Raw genomic sequence first — 646 nt, 5'->3', positions numbered from 1 at the left:
GCAGGAGGTCTTCGTCGCGGTCTTCCTCGACCTCGAAGTCGGCGTTGCGGGTGATGCGGAAGGCGTGGTGCTCGACGATCTCCATGCCCGGGAACAGCATGTCGAGGTGGGCGGAGATGAGATCTTCCAGGGGCAGGAATGCGTCGATGGAGGAGGGTGTCTCGTCGCGGCGGACGCGGACGAATCTGCCCACGTTGTCCGGAACCTTGACCCTCGCAAAGTGTTCGCCACCGGTGAGCGCGTCCTTCACCGTCACGGCGAGGTTGAGGCTCAGGCCGCTGATGTAGGGGAACGGGTGGGCATGGTCGACGGCGAGCGGGGTGAGGACGGGGAAGATCTGGTCCTGGAAGTGCACCGACAGGCGGTAGCGGTCGTCGTCGGTGAGTTCGTCCCATCCGATGATGGAGATCCCTTCGGCGGCAAGCGCGGGACGCACCGAGTCGAGGAACACCCGCGCGGCCTTCTCCGAGATCTCCTGGGTGCGGGTCGCGATCAGCGAGAGTTGCTCGCGAGGGGAGAGGCCGTCGGCGGATCGCACGGACAGGCCGGTCTCGTCGCGGCGTTTGAGTCCGGCGACCCGGACCATGAAGAACTCGTCCAGGTTGGAGGCGAAGATGGCGAGGAATTTGGCGCGCTCGAGCAGCGG

1 pseudogene is annotated in these 646 nt (G+C 65.9%); it reads right to left on the bottom strand.

The features are described 5' to 3' along the window. Window positions 1–646, bottom strand: a pseudogene (locus P3H15_RS54290) (RNA degradosome polyphosphate kinase); the annotation flags it as partial.

Source organism: Rhodococcus sp. T2V (assembly GCF_029269925.1).
Taxonomy (GTDB): domain Bacteria; phylum Actinomycetota; class Actinomycetes; order Mycobacteriales; family Mycobacteriaceae; genus Rhodococcus_F; species Rhodococcus_F koreensis.
This window is presented reverse-complemented; position numbering and strand designations above follow the sequence as displayed.